This window comes from Polynucleobacter sp. AP-Sving-400A-A2, from assembly GCF_018688155.1.
GTDB lineage: Bacteria > Pseudomonadota > Gammaproteobacteria > Burkholderiales > Burkholderiaceae > Polynucleobacter.
The window spans coordinates 1468991-1487978 of record NZ_CP061312.1 but is presented as its reverse complement, the minus strand read 5'-3'; the positions used below and the strand labels follow the sequence as shown (position 1 = coordinate 1487978).

Here is an 18988-nt window from a genome sequence, read left to right as displayed (position 1 = left end):
GTCAAAAGCTATTACTGTGTCAGCATCAAATGGCCGCCGCCGGGTTGTGGTTACCGGTTTAGGCCTGATTTCACCAGTTGGTAACTCGGTTGATGTAGCTTGGTCTAATTTGCTCGCGGGCAAATCAGGCATTGCCACCATCACGAAGTTTGACCACACTCCGCTCAGCGTGCACTTCGCTGGCGAGGTGAAAGATTTCAATGTCGAAGAATATGTTTCTGCCAAAGAGGCGCGCCACATGGATACCTTTATCCATTTCGGTATCGCAGCTGGTACACAAGCGATTCGCGACAGTGGTTTACAGATAACCGAAGAGAATGCGGAGCGTGTGGGCGTTATGGTTGGTTCAGGCATTGGCGGTTTGCCGATGATTGAAGAGACTGGCGCTGAGTTGTTAGCTCGTGGTCCTCGTCGCATCTCCCCATTTTTTGTGCCAGGCTCAATCATTAATATGATTTCTGGTCATCTCAGTATCTTGTTTGGCCTTAAAGGTCCAAACGTGGCTGCAGTGACAGCTTGTACTACTGGCTTACACAGCATTGGATTGGCCGCACGTTTGATTCAGTATGGCGATGCTGATGTGATGGTTGCTGGTGGAGCTGAATCCACTATCTCTGCATTGGGCGTTGGTGGCTTTGCTTCAGCTCGTGCACTATCCACTCGCAACGATGATCCTGCAACTGCTTCACGCCCATGGGACAGAGACCGTGATGGTTTTGTTCTAGGTGAGGGCGCTGGTGTTGTCGTGCTCGAAGAGTACGAGCATGCTAAAGCGCGTGGTGCAAAAATTTACTGTGAGCTCTTGGGCTTTGGTATGAGTGGTGATGCGTATCACATGACTGCCCCAAATATGGATGGTCCACGTCGCTGTATGGTCAACGCCATGCGCGATGCCGGTTTAAATCCAGATCAAATTCAATACATCAATGCACACGGTACCTCTACACCTTTAGGTGATAAGAATGAAACCGGTGCAATTAAAGCTGCCCTTGGCGATCATGCTAAGAAGACGCTGATCAACTCTACTAAATCGATGACCGGCCACCTTTTAGGTGGTGCTGGCGGTTTGGAATCTGTATTTACGATTCTGGCGCTACATAACCAGAAGTCTCCACCAACAATCAACATCTTCAATCAGGATCCAGAGTGCGATTTGGACTACTGCGCCAATACTGCTCGGGATGTGAAGATTGACCATGCCGTGAAAAACAACTTTGGCTTTGGGGGTACTAACGGTACCTTGATTTTTGGCAAATTGACCTAATATCCTTATTAGGCAGTTCCCTTCTCTTATTTCTTCAATTATTGGTTTTTACCAAGCAGGTCTATAGCACTATGAAAAAGTATTTAATTGCGCTCTTAGCTATCTTTAGCTTGGGGCAAATTGCGCTCATCCCCCAGGCCCGCGCCCAAAGCCCGCGTGTCTCTATTCCTGATTTTGCCGACTTAGTTGAGCGAGCTAGTCCTGCGGTGGTGAATATTCGAACTACTGAAAAAGTTATGCAGCAGCAAGCTCAGGGCGGTATTCCGGGGATGCCTGATGATCAGGCCGAGTTCTTCCGTCGTTTCTTTGGGGTGCCTATTCCAGGATTGCCTGGTGGACCTAAGCAAGCGCAACCTAATCCTGGCAAACCTCAAGAGGCTGATCGCGGCGTAGGTTCTGGCTTCATTATTGAATCCAATGGCTTAATTTTGACCAATGCTCACGTGGTCGAGGGCGCAAATACCATCTACGTCACCTTGACAGACAAACGCGAGTTCAAAGCCAAATTATTGGGTATGGATAAGAGAACCGATATGGCGGTTGTCAAAATCGATGCACGTGATTTACCTAAGTTGCCACTAGGTGACTCTTCTCGAGTGAGGGTGGGCGAGTGGGTATTGGCAATTGGATCCCCATTTGGCTTAGAAAACACCGTGACTGCTGGCATCGTGTCTGCCAAGAGCCGTGACACCGGGGATTACTTACCCTTCATCCAGACTGACGTCGCTGTTAATCCTGGCAACTCGGGTGGACCGTTATTAAATACCGCAGGACAGGTGATTGGTATTAACTCGCAAATCTTTAGTCGCTCTGGTGGATATATGGGCATCTCTTTTGCCATTCCAATAGATGAGGCGATGCGTGTTGCAGAGCAACTGCGCACTAATGGAAAAATGACTCGTGGTCGCATCGGTGTTGCTCTGGGGGAGATGACCAAGGAGATTGCAGAGAGTTTGGGACTGGGTAAACCGCGTGGAGCCTATGTTCGCAATGTGGAGCCAGGCGGCCCAGCGGCGGCGGGTGGCATTGAGTCTGGAGACGTGATTCTGAGCTTTAACGGTCGTGACATTGGTAAATCGACTGATCTGCCAAGGGCCGTTGGGGAAACCAAGCCAGGAACCAGCGCTAACGTCCAGGTTTGGCGTAAAGGCTCAACTAAGGACATGATGGTCTCTGTGGTGGATACCGAAGCAGGTCAAGCTGCCGTGAAAAAGTCAGATAACACCGGTTCATCTGGTGGAAATGCCAATTTTCTTGGGGTGGCAGTTTCTGAGCCCTCCGATAGCAAGAAAAAGGAACTCAATATTCGCGGCGGTGTTGAGGTTACCGGTCTAGGGGATGGCCCCTTGGCGCGCTCAGGGGTGCGCCCTGGGGATGTCATTATCCGAATTGCCGATGCCGATATTACTGGGGTAAAGCAGTTTGAGGGTCTTGTAAAGGGTTTGGATGCTAATAAGTCGGTTCCGGTCTTTGTTCGCCGAGCTGATAGCACTCTGATTATTCCGGTAAAGCCAAAATAAGCCAAAACCTTGTTTTTGGATGAAATAAGGGGGTTTGGCGCTAATTTGGCGCCACCCATTACAATCATCTCAAGACGACTTTTTGCAGCGCATCATCGTGGTGCGTTCTGACAAGGCGTTTTTTGAAGACTACACAAGACGCTATGGATTTAATCCGCAATTTTTCTATCATCGCCCATATTGATCACGGCAAATCAACGCTTGCTGATCGCATTATTCAGCTCTGTGGCGGTCTTACTGATCGTGAAATGGAAGCCCAGGTTCTGGATTCGATGGATATCGAGCGTGAGCGTGGGATTACTATTAAAGCGCAGACAGCTGCACTGACTTATAAGTCCAAAGACGGCAAAACCTACAACATCAATTTGATTGATACCCCAGGGCACGTTGACTTCTCCTATGAGGTTAGTCGCTCCTTGTCAGCATGCGAGGGTGCATTACTAGTAGTGGATGCCAGTCAAGGTGTTGAAGCCCAAACAGTCGCTAATTGCTACATGGCCCTAGAGTTGGGTGTTGAAGTGGTGCCGGTGCTCAATAAGATTGATTTGCCACAGGCTGATCCTGAGCGTGCTAAACAAGAGATTGAAGATGTCATTGGTATCGATGCATCGGAAGCAGTGACCTGTTCAGCTAAAACGGGATTAGGTGTGCAGGATGTCATTGAAGAAATGATTGCTCGCGTACCCCCGCCAAAAGGGAGTGCGACAGATCCATTGCAAGCATTGATTATTGATTCGTGGTTTGATAATTATGTTGGTGTAGTGATGTTGGTGCGTGTTGTTAACGGCACCCTCAAGCCAAAAGAAAAAATTACCTTGATGTCCAATGGCTCGAGTCATCTAGTAGAGCATGTTGGTGTCTTTAGTCCAAAGTCTGTGGATCGCCCAGAGCTGTCTGCTGGTCAGGTGGGCTTTGTAATTGCTGGCATTAAAGAGTTAAAAGCTGCTAAGGTGGGTGATACGGTCACGCATACACCAGGGCAGCAAGGCCGCATTCCTGCCACAGCACCACTTCCAGGTTTTAAAGAGGTTAAGCCTCAGGTCTTTGCGGGGCTTTACCCAGTGGAGTCGAGTGAATACGATCAACTTCGTGAATCTTTAGAGAAGTTACAGTTAAATGATGCCTCGCTCTTGTATGAGCCTGAGGTATCACAAGCGCTTGGTTTTGGATTCCGTTGCGGCTTCTTGGGCTTACTCCACATGGAGATCGTACAAGAGCGCTTAGAACGCCAGTACGGCATGAACCTCATCACGACTGCGCCAACGGTGGTGTATCAGGTGGAGCAATCTGATGGAAGCATCTTATCGGTCGATAATCCATCGAAGATGCCCGAGGCCAGCAAGATCAATACGATTCTTGAGCCAATTGTGACAGTCAATCTGTATATGCCGCAAGAGTATGTGGGCGCGATTATTACCCTGTGCGTTGGTAAGCGTGGTATTCAGATGGATATGAATTACCTTGGTCGCCAAGTGAAACTTACTTATGAGTTGCCGATGGCGGAGATTGTTTTGGATTTCTTTGACAAAATGAAATCCATTTCTCGTGGCTATGCATCAATGGATTATGAATTCAAGGAATATCGTCCAGCCGATGTAGTTAAAGTTGACATCCTCATTAATGGCGAACGAGTTGATGCGCTGTCGGTGATCGTTCACCGCAGCAATAGCCAACATCGTGGTCGTGAAGTGGTTGCCAAGATGCGCGGCATTATTCCGCGTCAAATGTTTGATGTGGCTATTCAGGCGGCAATTGGTAGCAACATTGTTGCTCGCGAAAACGTCAAAGCCTTGCGCAAAAACGTATTAGCCAAATGTTACGGCGGTGACATTTCCCGTAAGCGCAAATTATTAGAGAAGCAAAAAGAAGGTAAGAAACGCATGAAGCAGGTAGGTAACGTGGAGATTCCGCAGGAAGCCTTCTTAGCCATTTTGCAGGTAGACGACTAATGAACTTTGCCCTCATCCTCTTTATCTTGGTAGTAGTCTCCGGTGTTGCTTGGATTGCTGACCGCTATTACTTTGCTCCGCAAAGACGTAAAGCAGGTATCGATCGCATGCCATTGTGGCTGGAATATACGGCTGGGTTCTTTCCAGTAATTTGTGCGGTCTTTGTATTGCGCTCATTTATTGTGGAGCCTTTCAAAATTCCTTCGGGCTCAATGATTCCAACCTTGCAGATTGGTGACTTTATTCTGGTGAATAAATTTACCTATGGCATTCGTCTACCAGTGATTAATCAAAAGGTCGTCGAGCTAGGCTCCCCAAAACGTGGTGATGTCGTGGTATTTCGCTATCCTCGTGATGAATCGATTGATTACATCAAGCGTGTTGTGGCTTTGCCAGGCGACACCATTACTTATCAAGACAAACGTTTAACAGTAAATGGTCAGCCGTTGCAATACAGTGGTGGTGAGAATTACCTAGATCCAGAAAACATGCGTTACGCCAAACGGTTTTCAGAATCCTTCCCCGCAGATTTAGGTGGCAACAAGCATGAGATTTTGAATGATCCTGATCGCCCTGCTGGTATGTTCCCTGCAGAGCGTTTTCCTGGATTTGAAAACTGCCAATACATTAATGCTGGACTCACTTGTACTGTTCCAGCAGGACATTACTTTGCTATGGGCGATAACCGCGATAACAGTGCTGATTCTCGTTACTGGGGATTTATACCGGATAAGAATATTGTGGGTAGGGCATTCTTTGTTTGGCTAAATCTCGGAAATCTTGGCCGTATTGGCGGCTTCGAATAAGACCATGAACGCCCGCGCCGCTATCGAAACTGCACCGCTGCAAGCGCAACTAGGCTACACGTTTAAAAAACTAGAGCTGCTGAATCAAGCTCTAACGCACCGTAGTCACAGCAAGAAAAATAATGAGCGTCTTGAGTTCCTAGGCGACTCGATTCTCAATTGCGTTGTTGCTGAAATGCTTTACGAGCGCTATTCAGATTTAGATGAAGGCGATCTTTCTCGCGTGCGGGCGAACTTAGTCAAGCAGCAAGCGCTCTATGAGATTGCTCAAACATTATCGCTATCAGACTACCTGCGCTTGGGTGAAGGGGAATTAAAGAGCGGTGGTTTTCGTCGCCCATCTATTCTGGCTGATACGCTTGAGGCAGTCACAGGCGCAATATTTTTAGATGGTGGGTTTGATGCAGCCAAGACCTGTTTGCGTAAACTCTACTCAATCATCCTAGTCAACGTTGACCCTAAAACCTTAGGTAAAGACGATAAGACTTTATTGCAGGAGTGTTTACAAAGCTATCAGTTACCACTGCCTACCTATAACGTCACAGGTACTTCTGGAGCAGCCCACAATCAGCAGTTTGAAGTGGAATGTTTAATACCGAACCTGAAGGTTGCTGTGAAAGGTGAAGGTGCCTCACGACGCGCAGCAGAGCAAGCAGCAGCAAAGCTAGCACTCATCGCAGCACTGAAGGCCTTGCCGCAGGCGCTGGGTAAACCCAAAAAGACTCGGTCGGCTAAAAAGAAGGCAGCAAAAAAAGTGGCCACTGAAGAGCAGTTAAATCTTAAGCTGAAGGGCTAATCGTGTTTAGATGTGGCACCATTGCCATCGTTGGCCGTCCCAATATGGGCAAATCGACTCTCTTGAATGCTTTGGTTGGGCAGAAGATCAGCATTACCTCGCGTAAAGCACAAACTACACGCCATCGTATTTTAGGTGTTCAGAATCGCGAAGAAGCTCAATTCATTTTTATCGATACACCGGGCTTTCAGACTCGTCTGATGAATACTCTCAATAAGGCGCTAAATCGTACTGTAACAACGGCTTTACAAGATGTGAATGTGGCTTGCTTTGTAGTCGAAGCTGGCTATTTTGGCGAGGATGATAAGAAGGTTTTGAAATTACTGCCTACTGACTTACCCGTTGTCCTTGTTTTAAATAAATTAGATCTATTTAATAGTCGCTTTCAGACTCCCTCTGAGCGTGATCAGGCCTTACTTAATTTCATGAAAGAAATGAGCCAGCCTTGGTATGAGTTAGGTGGTCATGAAGATCAGAAGTGTGAGTTTGCTGAAATCGTCCCGATGAGCGCCAAGAGCCCAGGGGATATTGAAAGATTATTAGACGTACTGGAGGGTTACTTACCTGAAGCTCCCGCAGTTTACGATGGCGACACTATTACCGATCGCAGTGAGCGCTTCTTGGCTGCTGAGATCCTGCGTGAGAAGGTTTTCCGCTTCACTGGTGAGGAGTTGCCTTATACCAGCACTGTAGTCATTGATCAGTTCAAGATGGATGGCAAGATGCGCCGTATCGCAGCAACGATTTTGGTTGATCGCGATAGCCATAAGGCGATGATTATTGGCGCCAAGGGCGAGCGACTCAAGAAGATCTCCACCGATGCACGCATTGATATGGAAAAGCTCTTTGATGGCAAAGTCTTCCTAGAGACTTGGGTTAAGGTCAAACGTGGCTGGGCAGATGATCGTGCTGAATTACGGGCTCAGGGACTAGAGTAAGTAGCTATGGCCTCCATTCGTGTTGCTGACGAACCTGCTTTTGTATTACACAGCATTCCTTATAAGGAAACTAGCTTAATTCTGGATGTGTTTACTCGGCAATATGGCCGTATGGCACTGATTGCCAAAGGTGCTAAGCGTCCACATTCGGTATTACGACCAGTCTTACAGCGTTTTCAACCGCTATTGGTTTCTTGGAGCGGCAAGTCCGAGCTGCGTACTTTAACGAAGTCAGAGTGGGTCGGTGGCACGCCATCCTTAGTGGGCGATGCCTTGCTCTGTGGCTTCTATCTCAATGAGTTACTAGTCAAGTTTCTGGCTCGTGAAGACGACTATGAAAGACTCTACGACCATTACACCGATACGATCTCCGCTTTATCAAATCTTGAATTTCAATCCAAGGGCTTAGAGGAAATCTTGCGCCCATTTGAGTTAACGCTCTTGCAAGAGACCGGCTATGCAGCAGCGCTAGACCGCTGTGTTGAAACCAATAGTGCCCCCATCTCAAATGAGCAGTACGTCTATCAGCCAGAACGTGGTGTCAGGCCTGCTCAAGGAGATGACCCAGGTCACTGGCCTGTCTTGAGCGGTAAATCCCTGCTAGCTATCGCAGCGGGAGACTTTTCTGATTCAGAAACGCTTTCTGAGAGTAAGCAGTTAATGCGCTTTTTATTGGGCTTACATCTCCAAGATCAAGTACTGACCACTCGTCAGATTTTGATTGATCTAAAGAAAATCTAGTAACCTACCAGTATGAGTAATCCCAATACCCTTGAGTTAGGCATTAATATCGATCACGTCGCTACTCTACGTAATGCACGTGGCACGGTCTACCCCGATCCATTAAAGGCTGCCCGCTTGGCCGAAGAGGCTGGCGCTGATTTAATTACCTTACACTTACGCGAAGATCGCCGCCATATTAAAGATGCCGATTTGATGGCGCTTCGCCCTTTGATTCAGACGCGTATGAACCTAGAGTGCGCCGTTACTCCCGAGATGATTAATATCGCCTGTCAGGTTCAGCCACAGGATGTTTGTCTTGTTCCTGAAAAGCGTGAGGAGGTTACTACTGAAGGCGGTTTAGATGTCATAGGTCACTTTGAGGTGGTGAAGGCGGCAACTACACAATTAAAAGCTGCCGGCATACGGGTTTCACTTTTCATTGATCCTGAAGAGCGGCAAATCCAGGCGGCTAAAGATGTAGGTGCCACAGTAGTCGAATTGCATACTGGTCGTTACGCAGATCTGGCTGGTGATCAACAGAAGCAAGAGCTCGAGCGCATCAGAAAAGCAGCCCAGTTTGGAAAAAGCATTGGTATGCGAGTCAATGCAGGCCATGGTTTGCACGAGGGCAATGTAATTCCAGTTGCTGCTATTGCCGAGCTCTCTGAGCTCAATATTGGACACGCCATTGTTGCTGAAGCGCTCTTTAAGGGTTGGCAAAAAGCAATTACGGACATGAAAGCTCTGATGGCTCAGGGCAGGGCTAAGGCTTAAAAGATTCAATATCAAATGATCATTGGCATCGGCACAGACATCTTGCAAATCGAGCGGCTTCAAGCTGCTTACGATCGCACCAATGGTCGTCTGGCTGAAAAGATCCTAGGGCCAGATGAGATGCTGGTTTTTAAACATCGCTTAGCCAGAAATCACAAACGGGGTATTGCTTTTTTGGCAACACGCTTTGCTGCAAAAGAAGCATTCTCCAAAGCCATTGGCCTAGGTATGAGAATGCCAATGACCTGGAGATCTCTACAAACCCTGAATGAGCCTAGCGGCAAACCAGTGACATCGTATTTGGGTGCACTCGCACTATTTATGCAGGATAAAAACTGGGAAGCTCAGGTCACCGTTAGTGATGAGCAAGACATGGCCATTGCCCACGTTATCGTAGTTCAAAAATAAAAACACTCTCAAAAGTACATAAAAAAATTTCGAGGAATGCATGACTAAGTCGACTATGAAACCAGGCCCAGTTACTTTAGATGTTGTTGGTTTCGAGTTAAATGGAGAGGATCGTCGTCGCATCTTGCACCCCCTTACCGGTGGTGTGATTTTATTTGGCAGAAACTTTGCTGATCGCAAGCAGCTCACGAAGCTGACTTCAGAAATTAAAAAGATTCGCTCCGATGTATTGATCTCAATTGATCATGAGGGTGGACGTGTACAGCGCTGCAGGACCGATGGCTTTACTCATTTGCCTGCTATGCGCAAGCTTGGTGAGCTTTGGGGAGCTAAAAATAAATCAACAGTTAAATCAAAACATGCTGCTGAATCAGCTGCCATCGCTATGGCTGCAACTACCGCCTGTGGATATATCCTGGCTGCCGAGTTAAGAGCTTGCGGCGTGGACTTTAGTTTTACTCCTGTTCTGGATTTAGACTTTGGTCGCAGTAGTGTAATCGGCGATCGTGCCTTTAGTCGTGATCCACAAATTACCTTTGCATTGGCTAAGAGTTTGAACGAAGGTCTACGACTAGCGGGTATGGCGAATTGCGGAAAGCATTTTCCGGGTCATGGCTGGGCAGAGGCGGATTCTCATGTGGCCATTCCGGTTGATGAGCGTCCACTTGAGAACATTCTGAATGACGATGCTAAGCCTTATGAGTGGTTGGATCTGAGCTTGACTGCAGTAATGCCGGCGCATGTGATTTATCCAAAAGTAGATAAAAATCCAGCAGGATTCTCTAAGGTTTGGCTGCATTCCATTTTGCGTCAAGAGTTGGGCTTTGAAGGTGTGATCTTTAGCGATGACCTTTCAATGGAGGGCGCTAGTGTCGCTGGTTCTGTGGTGAAGGGCGCCGATATGGCGCTTGAAGCAGGCTGCGATGCAGTGTTGATTTGTAATCGTCCCGACCTTGCAGATCAATTGCTCAGTCAGTTGAAAGTTTCTAAAACAAAACAAGCTGAATCTGCAACCCGTTTAAATCGCTTGATGCCAACTGCCATAGCTCCTACCTGGGATGAATTGCAAGGCGAAGCGCAATACCATCATGCCAAAGGCTTGCTGCAGCAGTTAAAGCTCATTGCCTAGGTAATAAAAAAGCCCGGCGTACCGGGCTTTTACTTATCGAGCGATCTAATTAGTTAGCGCGGCTACGATATTCACCAGTACGAGTATCGATCTCGATCTTGTCGCCAGTGTTACAGAACAATGGCACTTGCAATTCATAGCCAGTAGCCAATTTTGCATTCTTCAATACTTTGCCTGAGCTGGTATCGCCTTTAACTGCTGGCTCTGTATAAATGATTTCACGAACCAAAGAGTTTGGCATAGCTACTGAGAGTGCTTTGCCTTCGTAGAACACCACTTCACAAGGCATGCTTTCTTCTAGGTAATGCAATGCATCGCCCATGAATTCGGCTTCCACTTCATATTGGTTGTACTCGGTATCCATAAACACATACATTGGATCTGCGAAGTAAGAATAGGTGCAATCTTTTTTATCCAAGATCACCACATCAAACTTGTCATCTGCTTTAAATACGCCTTCATTAGGCGCACCAGTTAACAAGTTCTTGAATTTCATTTTCACAACAGAGGAGTTTCGGCCTGAGCGGCTGTATTCTGCTTTTAAAACGACCATGGCATCAGTGCCGATCATTACTACGTTACCAACGCGGAGTTCTTGTGCTGTTTTCATCTTGCTATTCCTGGGTGCAGAGCTGATTTTCTGCGGTTTTTATCAAAAACAAGATTGTAACCGCCCGCTGGCGTATTTAGCCCAAGATCAGGCTACAAAGCTCATTAGACGGGCGGCTAGGCCACCATCGGCTTGTTTTTCAAGTAAATCTGCTCGCCAAGCCTTGGAATGGATGTTCCAGTCGTCAATGGAATGATGCCACTTGCTAGGCATTGCCCAAGTCATTGCGGCAATGACGGCTTGTTTAAGCTCTTGCGATGCGTCTTCAAGATAGAGATCTAAAAATGCAGCCAACTTGGTTTCGTGCGCGCGATCTTGTTGCGGGTAAATATGCCAAATGAAGGGTTTGCCAGCCAACTGTGCTCGGACAAAAGAATCCTCACCACGAACAATATTGAAGTCGCATTGAGAGAGGACCCAATCGTATTCATCTTGAGAAACAAAGGGGATGGAGATGGGTTGAATGGATTCAGGGAGAACAAGTGCTTTGCTTGGATGACCTGAGCTGAACTGCAATTGCTCAAGTTGGCCATGAGTCAGCACAATGTCGAAGTTCTCATCCAATGTTGCTAGATCTTCTAACCATTTGAGGAGCGGCACACCTGAGTAGCAAAAAACACTGATACGTTTTGCATTAGGTCGTAATAATTTCCAGTTTTTCCTGAGGCTCCCGGGAATCAATTGCTTAGTTAGCAATGACTCCTGAGGAATTGGATCCGTCAAAATACCGCCCGCATTTGTCTGGAAGCCAGGAAAGAAAAAGTATTTCGGAATACCGTGCGCCTGCGGGGATGCTTTCTGATGAAAGTCCACAATCCAGGGCTCTGCAGTTAAATACTCCAGATTAATGATGATGGGTTTTTTGGAGGCAATCAGTAAACCAGCAAGATAACGCTCTGGAAGATCGCACCCAAATGCCTCAATCACCACATCTGGAGTCTCAACTGGGTGACGGCTATTGTGATGACTTGCTTCCCAGGGTTGGACGTCGATAAGACGCTTGATTTCTGGGTCAACCCCAGAAGCGAGTAAATTAAGGGTTGGTAGATCGTCACAGAAAATGCGCACGTCTTGGCCATGAAGACTTGTTAAGCTTCTTGCTAGGCGCCAGCAAACACCGGCATCACCATAGTTGTCTACGATTTGACAGAAAATATCCCAACGCATGAGCAATTCGCTTTTTGAAACCCTTCAGCAGGATGTTAAACGGCTACCCGGATTGCCGGGGGTGTATCGCTTCTTTGATGAGGCGGGACATATTTTGTATGTCGGAAAAGCGCGCAACCTCAAAAAGCGGGTATCTAGTTACTTCCAGCGAACTCAGCTTTCACCACGGATAGAGCTGATGGTGGGAAAAATCGCCCGCTACGAAACTACAGTAACACGCTCAGAAACCGAAGCCTTAATTTTAGAGAACAATTTAATTAAGGAGTTAGCTCCGCCATTTAATATTCTCTTCCGAGATGATAAGTCCTATCCCTATGTGATGTTGACGGGACACCAGTTTCCACGCCTAGCCTCTTATCGAGGAAAAACGGATAAGCGCAATCACTACTTTGGACCATTTCCTAATTCATGGGCAGTACGTAATAGCGTGCAGATTTTGCAGAAAGTCTTCCGTCTGAGAACCTGTGAAGACTCTGTTTTTAAAAACCGGAGCCGTCCTTGTTTATTGCATCAAATTCATCGCTGCAGCGCCCCTTGTGTTCGTCGTCTGAACGCAGATCAATATGGGCAGGACGTAGCCCAGGCTACCCGGTTTTTAGAGGGTGACCATAGTCGCGTGCTCTCTGAGCTTGAAAAAAAGATGCATGCTTACAGTGATGCTATGGAATTTGAAATGGCTGCAGTACTAAGGGATCGCATTGCCGATCTTTCTAGTGTCTTGCAACAGCAGTCCATGGATACTGTTGCCGATGGTGAGGGTGATGTCGACGTCATCGCTGTCGCTCAAATGGAGGGTGTAGTTTGTGTCAATTTGGCAATGATTCGGGGTGGTCGCCATTTAGGTGATCGGGCCTATTTCCCGAAAGGCTTGCGCTCAACGTCTGGAGAACTTCCTCCACCCGCTGAAATTCTGGAGGCCTTCATTGCCCAGCATTACTTGGAGGAGAAGTCAGGCGATGGCGAGGCGACGACTAATTTAATTCCACCCGTACTGATTCTGAATCACTCCTTGAGAAAGTTGGTGGATGATATCGCGGTATCAGAAGAAAGTACTGAAGATGGTGTCGAGCAAGAAATTCCAGAAGGTTTGCATGATTTACTCAATGCTCAGGCTGGTAAGCGCATTACTTTCCTTCACCAACCACAAGGTCAGAGACGACATTGGTTGGCGATGGCTGAGGGTAATGCCAAGATTGCGATAGCGAAGCGTTTGGTCGAGACTGGTGGACAACTAGCGAGAGCAAGAGCACTGGCTGATGTTTTGGTTTTGGAATTAGAGAGTCTTGAGCAGTTGCGTATTGAGTGTTTTGACATTAGCCATACCTCTGGTGAGGCTACGCAAGCATCTTGTGTGGTGTACTCCAAAAATGCGATGCAGCCTAGTGAATATCGCCGTTTTAATATTAATGACATTACACCGGGTGATGATTACGCGGCAATGCGTCAGGTCTTACAGCGCCGCTATGCAAACTTCCAAGAACTTCCTGTCGAGAAGATGCCGCAAGTGATTTTGATTGACGGTGGCAAAGGTCAGGTTGAGATGGCAAGACAAGTTCTCTCTGAATTTGGTATGGATATCAGCTTGATTGTTGGTGTTGCTAAAGGGGAAGGGCGTAAGGTAGGTCTTGAGACGCTCATTTTTGCGGACGGACGGAAATCGCTTGAACTCGGCATCGATAGTGCAGCTTTGTTATTGGTAGCGCAAATTCGGGATGAGGCGCATCGCTTTGCCATTACGGGCATGCGCGCAAAGCGTGCAAAAGCAAGGACAGTTTCTCAGTTGGAAGAGATTGAGGGTATAGGGGCGAAACGCCGTCAAAAATTACTAGCCCGTTTTGGGGGTTTGCGTGGTGTTTCTAATGCCACTATCGAAGAGCTCTCCAGTGTTGAGGGAATATCCACTGCATTGGCAGAGCAAATCTATAGGCAGCTCCATTGATTGCCCAGCACGCTCGCATTAGTTTATGCTTGAGCTATGCCATTTAATTTACCCATTGCCCTGACCTGGTTGCGTGTTGCCGCCATTCCGCTGGTCGTTGCAGTGTTCTATTTGCCTGATAGCTGGCTAACTCCTTTTGAAAAGAATCTCACTGCCACAGTAATTTTTATTTTTGCAGCAGTTACTGACTGGTTGGATGGTTACTTAGCTCGCAAAATGAAACAAGAGTCGGCGTTCGGTCAATTCTTAGACCCGGTAGCAGATAAGTTGATTGTTGCTGCTGCATTGTTGGTTCTCCTCAGTATGGACCGTGTACAGGTTTGGGTTGCCCTCATCATTATTGGGCGTGAAATTACTATCTCAGCACTAAGAGAGTGGATGGCGCTCTTGGGTGCCGGGAAAAGTGTTGCTGTGCATATGGTCGGCAAACTCAAGACCACAGCCCAACTTGTAGCGATTCCATTTTTATTGTTGAACGACACCATATTTGGTTGGCTCAATTGTGCACAAGTTGGTACTTGGTTAATCTGGATTGCATCCTTTTTGACACTTTGGTCCATGTTCTATTACATGAAAAAGGCTTTGCCTCAGCTAGTTGATAAAGTCGAGTAATATCCACAAACCTATGGCTGATAAGGGTCTGCTGTAAGCATCAGCCCCGTGAGCAGATAGTCTTCTTGGTAATTAATGCGCTCCCTCCAATTGTTTGCTAAACTGTTGCCCTGTTACGCGGGAATAGCTCAGCTGGTAGAGCGATACCTTGCCAAGGTATAGGTCGGGAGTTCGAACCTCCTTTCCCGCTCCAAGTTCGATGGGAAGCCCTAAAAAAGCTTCCCATTTTTGATTCAAGCATATGGCGCGTTGGCCGAGTGGTTAGGCAGGAGCCTGCAAAGCTTCGTACGGGGGTTCGATTCCCTCACGCGCCTCCAGTAATGTAGATTGATTACCAGGGCAAGAAGATGATCCAACTTAAAAAAGTTCAGCAACTTTCATTAGCTTTTTCGCTATCTATGCTGCTAGCAGCCTGCGCCTCTTCTGGCGACTCTCCAACAGGTACGCCTAGTGAAGTTCAGGAAATTCAATCGCAACTTTTAGGTGATATGCCATTGCCTGCAGCATCAAAAATTATTGGCTCTGATTCACTGATTATTGGTCGCGGCGATAACTGGGTAGGGCGTGTAGTTTTATCTGGCGTGCAAACTCCAACGGATATTTATGCATTCTTCCAAGCTGAATATCCAAGGGCTGGTTGGACCACTGTGAGTGCCGTGAAATCAAAAACCAGTATTTTGGTTTTCACCAAAGGTGATCGCACCTCAACAGTAGAGTTAAATGATGGTCCATTCACGGGGCCAAAAACGATCATTACCATTACTGCATCTCCGAAGAACGCAAACGTAGTTGCGCCAACTAAGAAATAAAAATAGCTACATCGGCGATCAATAGCAAAAGGCCTCTAACGAGGCCTTTTGCTTAAGAGGTCGGGGCTTATAGTCCGCCAGCCCTAATGAGCCCAACTGCTTGTCCTTCAACTGCAAAGTTTGGTTGATGTTTATCTACCAAAATATTTTTGAAGTCTGGGTTCTCGGCTTGTAACTCAATCACCATGCCATCCGCAGTTTTCTTTTGGTTCCAACGTTTTACTGTAACTTCATCATCCAAGCGCGCAACTACGATATCGCCGTTACGAACCTCAGAAGTTTTTCGTACCGCAAGATAGTCACCATCCAGAATGCCAGCATCGCGCATGCTCATACCAACCACCTTTAGTAAGTAGTCGGCACCTTTGCTAAACAAGCTGGGATCAATTGGTACTTGTTTTTCAATGTGCTCAACAGCCATGATTGGAGAGCCTGCAGCAACACGACCAATGAGTGGCAGTGTGAGTTGCTGAAGCGCGCCAGAAGGCAATGACATCTGACGATATTTATTGGGATTGTGTGTTTGATTAAATCGTTGCGGAATACGAATGCCGCGGGACGTTCCCGGTGTCAGTTCGATATACCCTTTTTTTGCTAATGCGCGTAAGTGCTCTTCAGCAGCATTGGCAGAAGCAAAGCCCAGTTGCGTCGCAATTTCAGCGCGCGTAGGAGGCGAACCACTTTCATCGATGGCCTTGGTAATCAATTCCAAAATCTCACTTTGACGTGAGGTGAGTTTGGGGAGGGCAGTCAGCTCCTCTGGAAAATCGACTGTATTTATATCCATACTGGGATTGTATACAGCACTTTTTTAATATTCAAGTAATTTGGAGGCGGATAATAGAGAAATGAGCTCAAACCACAGCATTTCTGAAAATACTCCCCATCTTCTAGTTTTGGGGATGGGTGGCACTATTGCTGGCCTCGCTCCCAATCCAAAAGAAACACCCCTTCAATACGAAGCTGGCCAAGTTGGGGTGGACGTTTTAGTGGCACAGGTTCAGTCAGTGGTGCCTAAGGGCATCAAGCTGGTTTCACGCCAGCTAGCCAACATCAATAGCCGCAACCTGACGGATGCCCACCTCACTAGCTTGGGGCTTGCTGTCAGAGAGGCCCTATTAGATGTTGCTGTAAGTGGAATTGTGATTACCCACGGCACTGATACGATTGAGGAAACGGGCTTATTTCTGCAGGTAACGTGTGGAAAGTTAGCACAGACTCAGTCTAAGAGAGTTATTTTGACTGGGGCCATGCTCCCGAGTAATGCACCTGGAGCAGATGGACCCTCTAATCTCTTGGATGCCTTGCGCTGGGCTTCCACACCCATTGATAACTGTCCTGGTGGTATTTACGCAGTGATGGACGGGCGTGGATGTATGGCAATTGATTTGGCGAAGCGCCACGCTACAGCCCTTAATGCACCATTACAGAATTCCCCATCAAGTTCAGTGAGCCTAATTAATCCCTCTTGGCTATCTGGGGTGAGGGCTATTCAAGCAGCCTGGAATGAAGATTTACCTATTCCCCAGGAGGGCGAGTGGCCTTGGGTGGAAATCCTGACTAGTCATGCGGGGGCTCGTTCTGAGACTATCACGCATTGGCTTGGTAGCGCCGTCCAGGGCTTTGTACTTGCTGGTTCGGGGCAGGGCGGCTTTCATGATGACTGGGTTAAACCTTTGGATCAGGCGATGGTTCAGGGTATTGCTTTGGTCAGGACGACTAGAACGGGTGCCGGGGCTACTTTGCACAACATTCCCGAGGCAGACGCGCCCGGATGCTGTGCTTCGGGGGCCCTGACTGCACCTAGAGCCAGAATTGCCCTTCAATTGGCTCTAAATGCCGCAAAGCAGGCAAATAAGGCAGGTAAACCCCTGACTTGGCAGGATTTTTTTGCTAGAATAGCGAACTTACCTGAAATTCAGTGAGGACTTAAAAGCTGTAAATATGTGTAGTTAGTTTTACCTACAATTTGTTACTACCTTGTCACACTGGCGCTAACTTTAAAACCATCGGAAGTTAGCAAGACGCCCAGGTGACTTTATCCTTAAGGAGTGTTAGATGCGTCATTATGAAATCGTCTTTATCGTCCACCCGGACCAAAGCGAGCAAGTGCCTGCGATGATCGATCGCTACAAAGCGACATTAGCTGCTGCTGGCGGCAAAATTCATCGTATGGAAGATTGGGGTCGTCGTCAGATGGCTTATATGATCGACAAACTTGCTAAAGCCCATTACGTTTGCATGAATATTGAGTGCGACCAGAAAACTCTGGACGAGCTCGAGCACGCATTCAAATTTAACGATGCTGTTTTGCGTCACCTCATCATCAAGACGAAGAAAGCTGAAACTGAGCCTTCCATCATGATGAAAGAAGTGCAACGTGAAGAAGCGCGCAAATCAGCTCAATCCGACGCTCCTGTAGCAGCGGCTTAAGTTAGTAATTTGAAGAGGAATACACAGACTAGAAAACGTATCAGAGTGACGGAGCGGCGTTGAATCATTTCACCCTAACTGCATTCTTGGTATCTAAAGACGCGATTCGATTTACACCAGCAGGAATACCGGTGATGCATTGTCAGCTAGAACATAGCGGCGAAGTAAATGAGGTAGGAGTGGCCAGGAAAATTCAGATGAGTGTTGAAGCCATAGCAATTGGTCCGATACAAAAGGGCTTAGAGCAAATGGATTTAGGAGCCGAGGCAGTGTTTGAGGGATTCTTAGCACCCAAGACTCTACGTAATCAAAGACTTGTTTTCCATATCACCCATATTCAATTGAAAAATTAAAGAGGAAATCATCATGGCGTTTGGAAAGAAACCCGATTTCAAAAAGAAACCAGCTCAGAACCCATTGTTCAAGCGTAAGCGTTATTGCCGTTTCACTGTTGCTGGCGTAGAGCAGATTGACTACAAAGACGTAGATACATTGAAGGACTTTATTGGCGAAAACGCTAAGATCACTCCTGCACGTTTGACAGGCACAAAAGCGAAGTATCAGCGTCAGTTAGACACTGCTATCAAGCGTGCTCGTTACTTGGCTTTGTTGCCATTCTCCGATCAACACAAGAAATAATTGGGAGCCCTCAATGCAAATCATTCTTTTAGAAAAAGTAATTAACCTGGGCAACCTCGGTGACATCGTTCGTGTTAAAGACGGTTACGCTCGTAATTTCCTAATCCCACAACGCAAAGCTCGTCGTGCAACTGAAACAGCCATCGCTGACTTTGAAGTACGTCGCGCTGAGTTGGAGAAGTTGGCTGCTGAGAAGTTGGCTGCCGCTGAAGCGGTTGGCGCAAAGCTCAAGGACTTGGTTCTTGAAATCGGTCAAAAAGCAGGCGTTGACGGTCGTTTGTTTGGTTCTGTAACAAACCATGACATTGCTGATGCTTTGAAAGGCAAGGGCTTTGTAATTGAAAAAGCTTCTGTACGTATGCCTACTGGTCCGTTAAAGATGGTTGGTGATCACCCTGTAGCGGTTGCTGTTCATACCGATGTAGTGGCTGACATCACTATCCGTGTAGTTGGCGAGCAAGCGTAAGTTTTA

At 47.2% G+C, this 18988-nt stretch carries 21 protein-coding genes and 2 tRNA genes; 20 read left to right on the top strand and 3 right to left on the bottom strand.

Features of this window, described 5'->3' with window-relative positions; all coding sequences use genetic code 11:
- Window positions 1-16: 16 nt before the first annotated feature.
- From fabF to nagZ, 10 genes are all read left to right on the top strand, one after another.
- Window positions 17-1264 carry a beta-ketoacyl-ACP synthase II gene (gene fabF, locus C2758_RS07830; RefSeq protein WP_215327677.1) on the top strand — a complete coding sequence of 416 codons (1248 nt, stop codon included), beginning with the start codon at window positions 17-19 and terminating at the stop codon, window positions 1262-1264.
- Window positions 1265-1335: 71 nt separating this feature from the next.
- Window positions 1336-2784 carry a DegQ family serine endoprotease gene (locus C2758_RS07825; RefSeq protein WP_215327676.1) on the top strand — a complete coding sequence of 483 codons (1449 nt, stop codon included), beginning with the start codon at window positions 1336-1338 and terminating at the stop codon, window positions 2782-2784.
- Between the two features lie 143 nt (window positions 2785-2927).
- Window positions 2928-4733, top strand: coding sequence for a translation elongation factor 4 (lepA, locus tag C2758_RS07820; protein WP_215330204.1), 1806 nt, complete (start codon window positions 2928-2930; stop codon window positions 4731-4733).
- A complete protein-coding gene (gene lepB / locus C2758_RS07815; RefSeq protein ID WP_215327675.1) occupies window positions 4733-5539 on the top strand; it encodes a signal peptidase I in 807 nt (268 codons plus the stop codon). Before lepA ends, lepB begins: the two co-directional genes overlap by 1 nt.
- A gap of 4 nt (window positions 5540-5543) precedes the next feature.
- Window positions 5544-6335 (top strand): ribonuclease III, encoded by a 792-nt coding sequence (gene rnc / locus C2758_RS07810; protein ID WP_215327674.1) that lies wholly within the window; start codon window positions 5544-5546, stop codon window positions 6333-6335.
- Window positions 6336-6379: 44 nt separating this feature from the next.
- On the top strand, window positions 6380-7273 hold the full coding sequence (era, locus tag C2758_RS07805) for a GTPase Era (RefSeq protein ID WP_251369291.1): 894 nt from the start codon (window positions 6380-6382) through the stop codon (window positions 7271-7273).
- A gap of 6 nt (window positions 7274-7279) precedes the next feature.
- The gene (gene recO, locus C2758_RS07800) at window positions 7280-8014 is read left to right on the top strand and encodes a DNA repair protein RecO (protein WP_215327672.1); all 735 of its coding nucleotides are present in this window, start codon (window positions 7280-7282) and stop codon (window positions 8012-8014) included.
- A gap of 12 nt (window positions 8015-8026) precedes the next feature.
- Window positions 8027-8770, top strand: coding sequence for a pyridoxine 5'-phosphate synthase (gene pdxJ / locus C2758_RS07795; RefSeq protein WP_215327671.1), 744 nt, complete (start codon window positions 8027-8029; stop codon window positions 8768-8770).
- Between the two features lie 15 nt (window positions 8771-8785).
- Window positions 8786-9178, top strand: coding sequence for a holo-ACP synthase (acpS, locus tag C2758_RS07790; protein WP_215327670.1), 393 nt, complete (start codon window positions 8786-8788; stop codon window positions 9176-9178).
- 40 nt (window positions 9179-9218) lie between these two features.
- Window positions 9219-10307, top strand: coding sequence for a beta-N-acetylhexosaminidase (nagZ, locus tag C2758_RS07785; RefSeq protein ID WP_215327669.1), 1089 nt, complete (start codon window positions 9219-9221; stop codon window positions 10305-10307).
- A 49-nt stretch (window positions 10308-10356) separates the two neighbouring features.
- Here the strand turns inward: nagZ and efp are convergent, their stop codons facing one another.
- Window positions 10357-10917 (bottom strand): elongation factor P, encoded by a 561-nt coding sequence (gene efp / locus C2758_RS07780; protein ID WP_215304765.1) that lies wholly within the window; start codon window positions 10915-10917, stop codon window positions 10357-10359.
- A gap of 87 nt (window positions 10918-11004) precedes the next feature.
- Window positions 11005-12084: an elongation factor P maturation arginine rhamnosyltransferase EarP gene (gene earP, locus C2758_RS07775; RefSeq protein WP_215327668.1), complete on the bottom strand. Its 1080-nt coding sequence runs from the start codon at window positions 12082-12084 to the stop codon at window positions 11005-11007.
- Here earP and uvrC point away from each other — a divergent pair.
- The 5 genes from uvrC to C2758_RS07750 all read left to right on the top strand — a co-directional run bounded on the left by uvrC (window position 12083) and on the right by C2758_RS07750 (window position 15444).
- On the top strand, window positions 12083-14023 hold the full coding sequence (gene uvrC, locus C2758_RS07770) for an excinuclease ABC subunit UvrC (RefSeq protein WP_215327667.1): 1941 nt from the start codon (window positions 12083-12085) through the stop codon (window positions 14021-14023). The two genes, earP and uvrC, sit on opposite strands and share 2 nt — an antisense overlap.
- A gap of 36 nt (window positions 14024-14059) precedes the next feature.
- The gene (gene pgsA / locus C2758_RS07765) at window positions 14060-14635 is read left to right on the top strand and encodes a CDP-diacylglycerol--glycerol-3-phosphate 3-phosphatidyltransferase (protein ID WP_215327666.1); all 576 of its coding nucleotides are present in this window, start codon (window positions 14060-14062) and stop codon (window positions 14633-14635) included.
- Window positions 14636-14752: 117 nt separating this feature from the next.
- Window positions 14753-14828: transfer RNA gene (locus C2758_RS07760), tRNA-Gly, on the top strand.
- 50 nt (window positions 14829-14878) lie between these two features.
- A tRNA-Cys gene (locus tag C2758_RS07755) sits at window positions 14879-14952 on the top strand.
- A gap of 30 nt (window positions 14953-14982) precedes the next feature.
- A complete protein-coding gene (locus C2758_RS07750) occupies window positions 14983-15444 on the top strand; it encodes a hypothetical protein (RefSeq protein WP_215327665.1) in 462 nt (153 codons plus the stop codon).
- A gap of 67 nt (window positions 15445-15511) precedes the next feature.
- On the opposite strand, the gene lexA is transcribed toward C2758_RS07750, so the two are convergent.
- Window positions 15512-16231 carry a transcriptional repressor LexA gene (lexA, locus tag C2758_RS07745; protein ID WP_215327664.1) on the bottom strand — a complete coding sequence of 240 codons (720 nt, stop codon included), beginning with the start codon at window positions 16229-16231 and terminating at the stop codon, window positions 15512-15514.
- A gap of 61 nt (window positions 16232-16292) precedes the next feature.
- On the opposite strand from lexA, the gene C2758_RS07740 reads away from it, so the two are divergent.
- The 5 genes from C2758_RS07740 to rplI all read left to right on the top strand — a co-directional run bounded on the left by C2758_RS07740 (window position 16293) and on the right by rplI (window position 18982).
- Complete coding sequence (locus tag C2758_RS07740; protein ID WP_215327663.1) at window positions 16293-17369, top strand: asparaginase domain-containing protein; 1077 nt, start codon at window positions 16293-16295, stop codon at window positions 17367-17369.
- 133 nt (window positions 17370-17502) lie between these two features.
- Window positions 17503-17877, top strand: coding sequence for a 30S ribosomal protein S6 (gene rpsF, locus C2758_RS07735; RefSeq protein WP_015421573.1), 375 nt, complete (start codon window positions 17503-17505; stop codon window positions 17875-17877).
- Window positions 17878-17936: 59 nt separating this feature from the next.
- Entirely contained in the window at window positions 17937-18230 is a 294-nt protein-coding gene (priB, locus tag C2758_RS07730) for a primosomal replication protein N (protein ID WP_215308021.1), read from the top strand.
- A gap of 13 nt (window positions 18231-18243) precedes the next feature.
- On the top strand, window positions 18244-18516 hold the full coding sequence (gene rpsR / locus C2758_RS07725) for a 30S ribosomal protein S18 (RefSeq protein ID WP_011902267.1): 273 nt from the start codon (window positions 18244-18246) through the stop codon (window positions 18514-18516).
- 13 nt (window positions 18517-18529) lie between these two features.
- Window positions 18530-18982, top strand: a complete 453-nt coding sequence (gene rplI / locus C2758_RS07720; RefSeq protein WP_215327662.1) for a 50S ribosomal protein L9 — start codon at window positions 18530-18532, stop codon at window positions 18980-18982.
- The last annotated feature ends 6 nt before the right edge of the window (window positions 18983-18988 follow it).